At 65.2% G+C, this 7651-nt stretch carries 7 protein-coding genes; 1 reads left to right on the top strand and 6 read right to left on the bottom strand.

Features of this window, described 5'->3' with window-relative positions; genetic code table 11:
• The 3 genes from ELR45_RS41140 to ELR45_RS20105 all read right to left on the bottom strand — a co-directional run.
• The coding region (locus ELR45_RS41140; protein ID WP_240759916.1) for a cold-shock protein at positions 1–145 on the bottom strand (145 nt) is incomplete at its 3' end.
• 235 nt (positions 146–380) lie between these two features.
• Positions 381–2201 carry an ABC transporter ATP-binding protein gene (locus ELR45_RS20110; RefSeq protein ID WP_129667945.1) on the bottom strand — a complete coding sequence of 607 codons (1821 nt, stop codon included), beginning with the start codon at positions 2199–2201 and terminating at the stop codon, positions 381–383.
• Positions 2201–3937: an ABC transporter ATP-binding protein gene (locus ELR45_RS20105; RefSeq protein WP_205856926.1), complete on the bottom strand. Its 1737-nt coding sequence runs from the start codon at positions 3935–3937 to the stop codon at positions 2201–2203. The genes ELR45_RS20110 and ELR45_RS20105 overlap by 1 nt, the downstream gene beginning before the upstream one ends.
• 599 nt (positions 3938–4536) lie before the next feature.
• Here ELR45_RS20105 and ELR45_RS20100 point away from each other — a divergent pair.
• Positions 4537–5514: a small ribosomal subunit Rsm22 family protein gene (locus ELR45_RS20100; RefSeq protein WP_129667943.1), complete on the top strand. Its 978-nt coding sequence runs from the start codon at positions 4537–4539 to the stop codon at positions 5512–5514.
• Between the two features lie 33 nt (positions 5515–5547).
• Here ELR45_RS20100 and ELR45_RS20095 read toward each other — a convergent pair whose 3' ends face one another.
• From ELR45_RS20095 to ELR45_RS20085, 3 genes are all read right to left on the bottom strand, one after another.
• Positions 5548–6195 (bottom strand): LysE family translocator, encoded by a 648-nt coding sequence (locus tag ELR45_RS20095; RefSeq protein WP_129667942.1) that lies wholly within the window; start codon positions 6193–6195, stop codon positions 5548–5550.
• A 144-nt stretch (positions 6196–6339) separates the two neighbouring features.
• Complete coding sequence (locus ELR45_RS20090) at positions 6340–6837, bottom strand: hypothetical protein (RefSeq protein WP_129667941.1); 498 nt, start codon at positions 6835–6837, stop codon at positions 6340–6342.
• On the bottom strand, positions 6824–7651 hold an 828-nt coding region (locus tag ELR45_RS20085; RefSeq protein ID WP_165367948.1), incomplete at its 5' end, for a sensor histidine kinase. The genes ELR45_RS20090 and ELR45_RS20085, both read right to left, overlap by 14 nt.

The following is a 7651-nucleotide window of genomic DNA, read 5'->3' as shown; positions in this document are numbered from 1 at the left end:
ACTCAACCTTCTGGTTCTCCTCGAGGCTGCGGAAGCCGCCGCCCTCGATCTCGGAGTAGTGGACGAACACATCCGGTCCATCCTCGCGGGCGATGAAGCCGAAGCCCTTCTCCGCGTTGAACCACTTGACAGCACCCTGTGCCATTTTCTTCTCCTTACAGGGCTGGATACAGGGCCTACACCGTGCAGTCCCCGGGGTCGGTTTCTAGACGCGACGTCTCCAGTAATCCTGAAGGCAAGCAGCACGTCCGCAACGTCGTTCTTTGCGAACGTGTAAGACACACGAATACAAAACTACGACCGCTCAAAGAGCCTACCAAACGTTGGGCACATTCTCATCGTCCGACGGCCATGTCCGTCCGCGGTCCCCCGTCAGGCGGTCATCGAGTCACCGCCACGAAGCCTGTTCCGGGCTGGTAATCCGGCGACTGGTGCCGGAAGTAGGTGTTGTAGACCTCGCAGTACCGCCCGCCTGCGCTGAGCAACGACGAGTGGTCGCCCTCCTCGATGATCCGGCCGTGATCGAGCACGATGATCCGGTCGACGTGCTCGATCGTCGAGAGCCGGTGTGCGATCACGATCGAGGTACGTCCGGCGAGGACCACGTCCAGTCCTTCCGAGATCTGTGCCTCGGTCAATGGGTCGACGCTCGCCGTGGCCTCGTCAAGGACGACGATCGCCGGGTCCTGCACCAGCAGCCGCGCCAGCGCGACCAGCTGGCGCTGCCCCATCGACAGGGCTCGACCGAACTCTCCGACGTCGGTCGCGAGCCCGTCGGGCAACGCATCCAGCCAGTCCCCTCCCGCCACCTCGCGGGCCGCGGCCAGTACATCGTCATCAGACGCCTCCGGACGCGGATAGCGGATGTTGTCCGCAACGGTTCCACTGAACAGGAACGGCTGCTGCGGCACCGCACCGATCTGCCGGCGGTACTCGCCCAGGTCGAAGCCTCGGATGTCTCGACCGTCGATCAGCAGACTGCCGCCCGAGTACTCGTAGAACCGTGTGATCAGCTTCGACAGCGTCGACTTACCCGCCCCGGTGTGGCCTACCAGCGCCACCGACTCCCCGGCCTCGATGCTCAGGTTGAACGTCGAGAGGACGGGGTTTCCTGGCTCGTAGCCGAAGGTGAGATCACGGAACTCGATCCGGCCGTCGAGGCGGCCGACCGGCCGCGTCTCCTCCTGTATCACCCTGGGCGTAGCGTCGATCAGCGCGAAGACCCGTTCGGAGGCCGCCAGACCCTGCTGAAACTGCGACCAGAACGCCGCAATCGAGGTCAGCGGCAACCAGAACAACCCCACCGCTTGCAGGAACAGGTACCAGTCGCCCGCACTGAGCCGCCCGTCGATCACGGACGTACCGCCCACCTGGACCAGCATCACCGTGGCGAGCCCGGCTACCAGCATCAACACCGGGAATATCCCCGAGAAGACGAAACCCTGGCGCAGGGTCACCGCGTAGCTTTGCTCGTTGATGGGCCGGAACTCGGAATACACCGTTCGTTCCTGGCGGAAGTTCTTGGCGACGGAGATGCCGCCCATTGTCTCCTGCAGGTTCGCGTTCACCCTGGCCAATGATCTCTGTGCACGTTGGGTGTTTTTCCGCGCCACACGTCGAAACAACAGCGCCATCCCGACGACGACCGGTGCGACCAGCAGAGTCAGCAGGGCCAGCTCAACGTCACGCCAGAACAGAAGCGCGGTGACGAACCCCACCATCAGCACCTGGCTCAGCAGGTTCATGGTCAGGTTGACCACAGCCGCGAAGTCGTCGGTGTCGGAGCTGACCCGGCTGACGATCTTGCCGGACGGATGCTCGTCATAGAACGACATGTCTCGTTCCAGGACCGCGTCGAAGGCGTCTTCACGCAGGTTGAGCACGACGCCGCCGGTGACCTTGGCGCTGTACCACTGCCGGAAGAAGTTGAAGACCCAAGCGAGTCCGCCGATCAGGAGGATGCCGCCGGTCAGCAACCAGCCGACGTCGGAGATCGAGCCCGCCTCCATGCGGTCCACACCCCAGCTGATCAGCAGCGGAATGGCCGCCTGGGTGAGCGAGTGCAGCACGATCATGAACGCGACCAGCAGCATGGCGGGTAGCTTCGGCCGAAAGTATCTGACGATCCGCCGTAGCAGCTCGCGATCGTCGTAGGAACGGTCGTAGTTCTCAACGTCCAGGCCGTTCAGGATGAACCCCATCAGAGCACCACCTCTCCTGGCTCTTCCGGTTCATCGGTCCCAACCCGGACGGCCACGCCTTCTCCAGTGCAGGCGCGACTCGAGTCCACGGCAACCTCCACCTCGTCGTAGTGGGCGAAGATTCGCCGGTACAGCTGGCAACGTTCCAGCAACTCGTCATGTGTACCGGAGTCGACAATCTCGCCGCCGCGGAGCAACACCACCTTGTCGGCCCACCGGATCTGGGAGAGCCGGTGGGTGATCAACAACGTCGTGCGGCCGGCCAGAATGCGCCGGATGGCCGTCTGGATCAGATCCTCCGTGGCGGAATCGACGGCACTGGTGGAGTCGTCCAGGATCAATACCGCGGGGTCGGTCAACAAGGCTCGAGCGATGGCGAGCCGCTGCCGTTGCCCACCGGAAAGGGTGACCCCTCGCTCCCCGATCACGGTGTCGTAGCCGTCATCGAGTTCGTCGATGAACTCGTCGGCCTGGGCGTCGCGTGCGGCGCGGACCACATCGGCCCTGTCGGCACGCTGACCGAGGCTGAACGCGATGTTCTCGGCGACCGACCGGGAGAACAGCACGATGTCCTGCTCGATCGTGGAGATCTGCGATCTGAGCGAGTCGAGGTTCCACTCACCCACATCAACGCCGTCGACCAAGATCCGGCCGGAGTCGACGCCGTAGATCCTCGGCACCAGCTTGGTCAGCGTACTCTTGCCCGCGCCGGTCTCACCGACGATCGCCACCGTCTCACCGGGTTCAGCCGTGAACGTGACGCCGCGCAGCACCGGCTCGACACTGTCATAGCCGAACGTCACGTTCTCGAAGACGATCTCGCCACGCACGTCGGCCCGGTGGCCGGCGACATTGTGGTCCAGCTCCGTCTGGGTGTTCATGATGGTCAAGATCCGGCGGGCCGAGACGATACCGATCTGGACCATCGAGTAAGCAAAGATCGAGATGAAGGTAGGAAAGCCGAGCAGGGCCATCAACCCCATGAAGGCGACCACGTCCCCCAGCGACAGATCGCCGGCGTCATACAGCACAAGTCCGTGCCACAGGGCGCCGGCCATGGCCACGGCGAGAAGAAGCGGCGGCAGGTATCGCGCCTGGATGAGCCCGTTCCGGACGAACGAGTCGCGATACCGGGAGGCTCTGGAGGAGAACCTGCGCCGCTCCTGCTCTTCCTGGGCCGTGACCTTGATGACCTCGATACCGCGGACAGCCTCGTTGAGCCCGGCGTTCAAGTCGCCGAACTGCTCTCGCATCCGGGTGGACACCGGGCTGAGCTGGCGCATGTAGTGCCACAACGCCACCACGAACGCCGCCGCGAACAGCATTGGCACCAGCAGAAGCCGAGGATCTATCGCCGCGATGAAGAACAGCGGAATGATGCCTTGCAGCCCCGAGTCGACGATGAGGTCGATCCCCGGGTTGACCATGTTCGACAGCTGACGGATATCGTTCGCGGCCCGGGCCATCAGATCGCCCACCCGCTGCCGGTTGTGGAACGTCTGGCTCTTGCCCAGCAAGCTGACGTACAGCTCGTCGCGCGCATCCCGTTCCAGCCGTTTGGCCAGCACTTCGCTGCTCAGCCGCGCGACCAGATCGATGCCGCCGCGCAAGACGATCACCACGAGCAACATGACCGAGACGATCGCGAGTTCCCGGGCGCGATCGTCAGGATCCCCGAGCACGGCGTCGAACGCGGTGCCGGTGAGCGCGGGCACCATCGAGTTCAACACGATCATGACGGCAGATCCGCCGAGGAAGCCAACCAAGACGAGCGGGTGCCACCGCAAGTGCGACCAGATCCATCGAACGGGCCCCCGCCGGTCCGACCGGCGCAGGCCAGCAACCGTGAACTCGGAATTCGGCGTGTGCACGGAGAAGCTCCCGTCAGGTCGTGGCGGCATACGTAGTTCTACACGAACTCACTGACAGAGTGCGCATCATTTTCGGCCTGTGCGGGACCGCCGTGTGGGGTCACCACGGCGGTCACGTGCAGAAAATCCGATGCGGACCGGGACCTACTTGTCTATCGTGGCGTGTTCAGCCGTCACGTCCGACGCAAGGTCGTCCACCAGGGAGGTTGGTCATGATCACCGGCATGGAGCCCACCTGTCGCACCAGCCCGGCCGGGGACACCCAGACTCTTTAGAGTCCTGCCGGCAGCCTCCGGTCTCGCTGGTGCCTCGTGGCGATGGCCACGTGTCCAGCGCTCATGTGCGCTCGTCAACGAGCAAACCGGAGTCTTGCCGTGTCTACTTCCATACGGGCACGAGCCCGTGAACTGTCCCATGACGATCTCACTGCCTGTCCAGGCCTACGTGCGGCGGGGTGAGGCGCCATGTCCACCTACGACGATCGGCTCTCCCGCGCTCTCAGCACAGTCCTGGCCAGGACACGCACCGACGAACTGACCAGTCGCGCCCGCCGGCTCAGCGAGCTCTATCGTGCGGCTCAGTTCGAGGACAACGGCGTACCCATCCTCACTCATGAGCTCACGGCTCTCGCCTACGCCGCCTACCGGATGCCGGCCACCGTCGTCGCTGTTCGTGCCGCGCTAGCGGCCTGCTCGCCGCATGTCTCGGGTGAACCGCCACAAACGCACCTCGACCTCGGCGGAGGCACCGGAGCAGCCGTCTGGGCGGCCGCCGAAACCTGGCCAGGCATCAGGTCCCACGTGCTCGAACAGTCGCCCGCAGCGATCAAGGTCGGCCGGCGACTCGTGCGACATAACGACGACCGGCACCTCGGCTCCACCACCTGGGCCGTGCACACGCTCAAGACGATCGACACCTTGCCGCGCACGGACCTCATCACGATGTCGTACGTGCTCGGCGAGCTGCCCCATTCGATCAGAGCGTCCATCACCGCACAACTGGCCGATGCAGCCCGGACCGTGGTCATCGTCGAACCCGGCACTCCGGACGGTCACGCGCGAATCATCGAGGCGCGAGAGATGCTTGTCGACGCCGGTATGAGCGTCGTCGCTCCCTGCCCGCACAACGAGGCGTGTCCGATCGCCGGTACACAAGATTGGTGTCATTTCGCCGCCAGAGCCACACGCACATCGATCCACAGGCAGATCAAGGCCGGCACCCGGAACTACGAAGACGAGAAGTTCTCCTATGTGGCGGCTACCAGGGATGCCGACCCATCCGCCGTCAGCCGAATCATCCGCCGCCCGACCTACGCCAGGGCGCGCGTCGTACTCACCCTGTGTCAAGATCCACCGACCGTGAAGCAGACCGTCGTCACCAGGAAAGATAGAGAACTCTACCGCGCGGTCAGACACGCGAGATGGGGAGACACGTGGGCGTAGAGAGCGATGCTGGAACCGTGGCTTGATCGCATCTCAGCCGACGGTGGCGGGGCGTCCACGATCCAGGGCCAGTTTCACGGCCAGGCCGCCGAGCACGGTGCCCATGAAGTATCGCTGGACGCGTAGCCACGTCGGACGCTTGGCCAGGAACGTGGCGAGGCCGCCGGCGAAGACGACGATCAGCGCGTTCACCAGTAAGGCGATGCTGATCTGAACCGTTCCCAAGGTCAGGCTCTGTAACGCGACGGCACCACGCCCCGGGTCGATGAACTGCGGCAGCAGCGACACGTAGAGGACGGCGATCTTCGGGTTGAGCACATTGGTGACCAGGCCCATAGCGAACAGCCGGCGGGTGGAGTCGGCCGGGACGTCCTGGGGAGCGAACACGGCGATGCCACCTGGCCGAATCGCCTGCCATGCCAAGTACAGCAGGTACGCCGCCCCGGCGAATTTGAGCACCGTGTAGGCCGCAGGAACAGCGACGAAGACGGCGGTCAGACCTGCCGTCGCCGCGGCCAGATACACCAGGAACCCGACAGCTACCCCGGTCAGGGAGATCAAGCCCGCCTGGCGACCTTGAGTGATCGAACGCGAGACCAGGTAGATCATGTTGGGGCCCGGTGTCAGAACCAGGCCCAACGCCACGATCGCGATCCCCATGACCGCGGAGTTGCTAACCATGGTTCATCACGTTCCCCTATCACCCTTGTGCGTCCGTCGCCGGCCCACAGCGACCCGAAGCGTCAGCACAGAATAACGTCGCCCGTTGTTCTGCTATGCCCGATATTCAGGCGGAGTGCTACTCGCGCATCCGCGCGGCGGGGGTCAGTCGAGAGCCGGGCACGAGCGGGTGACCACATCCCCGTGGGTGGGGAGGACCGAGATCTCCAGGTTGTCGATCTCCCGGCCAGAGACGGCGACAACGGCCGTCGCCGTGCAGATGACCTGGTCGATGCCGGCCGGGCTGATCTCGTCGCCGGCGTAGGGAAGACGGATGGTCACGTAGTCCCCGGCGTCTTCGACCGTTGGTCTGGTGTTGCCGGATGGAACCTCGCTGTGCAGACTCGTGTCGGACGGTTGGTCGATGGCCATCAGCAGCTGAACCGCCCCGAGCACTGTCCCCAGCCGACCGGAGTCCACCATTGTGGGCTGCAGCCGGCCGTCGCCGTCGAGGAAGAAGAGGGGCGTGCCCTCTGCAAGCCCGGTGGGTGCCTCGCCGCCGTCCTCGACGCCGCTTGGCTCCACGCCGCAGCCGCTGGTGATCACAGCTGTGGCCAGGGCAAGTGCTGCCGCAGCATGGCCGATGTTCCTACGAGCGCGCATCGTCCTCCTCTCCTGTTCCCTCTTCGAGCCTGCGAGGTAGCCGGAGGATGAACTGAGCGCCGGCGTCCTCGGTGTTGTGCGCGGAGATGCCGCCGCCGTGCAACTGGGCGTTGGCCAGTGTGATCGACAGGCCCAGCCCGCTGCCGTCCGAGCTTGTCCGGGACTGGTCGGCCTTGTAGAAGCGGGTGAACAGACGCCCGGCGTCGACGTCGTCGGGGAATCCTGAACCGTGGTCGGTCACGACGACGACCACGTCGTCCGCCTCGGCCCGCACCTCGACGACGACCGGAGGGCGACCGTGCCGGAGAGCGTTGCCCACGAGGTTGGCGACGGCGACGTCCAGTCTGCGCACGTCGACGCGGGCGAGCACCGGCTCAGCCGGGACGAACTCGACGTGGTCGCTCCAGCCTCTGGTGCGGAGGGTATCGGCCACTGCGTGGGCGACGTCGATCGTCTCCAGCCGGAGCTCGACGGCACCGGCGTCGAGCCGGGAGATCTCCAGCAGATCCTCCGCCAGCTGGGCGAGCTTCCGGGTCCGGTCGACCGCCATCATCGCCATCTCCTGGTCCTCCGGTGACCGGCTGCGCGCGTCGGCCTCCAGCATCTCCATGATCGAGGTCAACGCCATGATCGGGGTGCGAAGCTCGTGGGAGACGTCGCCGACGAAGCGCCGAGCCTCCCCTTCCTGGTGCCGCAGCTCGCCGACTGTGCGCTCCAGGGCGGCGGCGGTGTCGTTGAACGTGGTGGCCAGGTCCGCCAGCTCGTCCCGGCCGGACGGCGCCAGCCGAGTGTCGAGGTTCCCCGCCGCCAGCTG

The sequence above is a fragment of the Phytoactinopolyspora endophytica genome, assembly GCF_004138495.1.
Lineage (GTDB): Bacteria > Actinomycetota > Actinomycetes > Jiangellales > Jiangellaceae > Phytoactinopolyspora > Phytoactinopolyspora endophytica.
The sequence above is the reverse complement of the archived record's forward strand: the minus strand, read 5'-3'. Positions and strand labels throughout refer to the sequence as shown.

What these genes read in the sequence shown, in the direction of transcription:
- ELR45_RS20090 (WP_129667941.1), bottom strand. Translation starts at nt 6,837, where the DNA reads ATGCGCGCTCGTAGGAACATCGGCCATGCTGCGGCAGCACTTGCCCTG.
- ELR45_RS20110 (WP_129667945.1), bottom strand. Translation starts at nt 2,201, where the DNA reads ATGGGGTTCATCCTGAACGGCCTGGACGTTGAGAACTACGACCGTTCC.
- ELR45_RS20095 (WP_129667942.1), bottom strand. Translation starts at nt 6,195, where the DNA reads ATGGTTAGCAACTCCGCGGTCATGGGGATCGCGATCGTGGCGTTGGGC.
- ELR45_RS20105 (WP_205856926.1), bottom strand. Translation starts at nt 3,937, where the DNA reads ATGATCGTGTTGAACTCGATGGTGCCCGCGCTCACCGGCACCGCGTTC.
- ELR45_RS20100 (WP_129667943.1), top strand. Translation starts at nt 4,537, where the DNA reads ATGTCCACCTACGACGATCGGCTCTCCCGCGCTCTCAGCACAGTCCTG.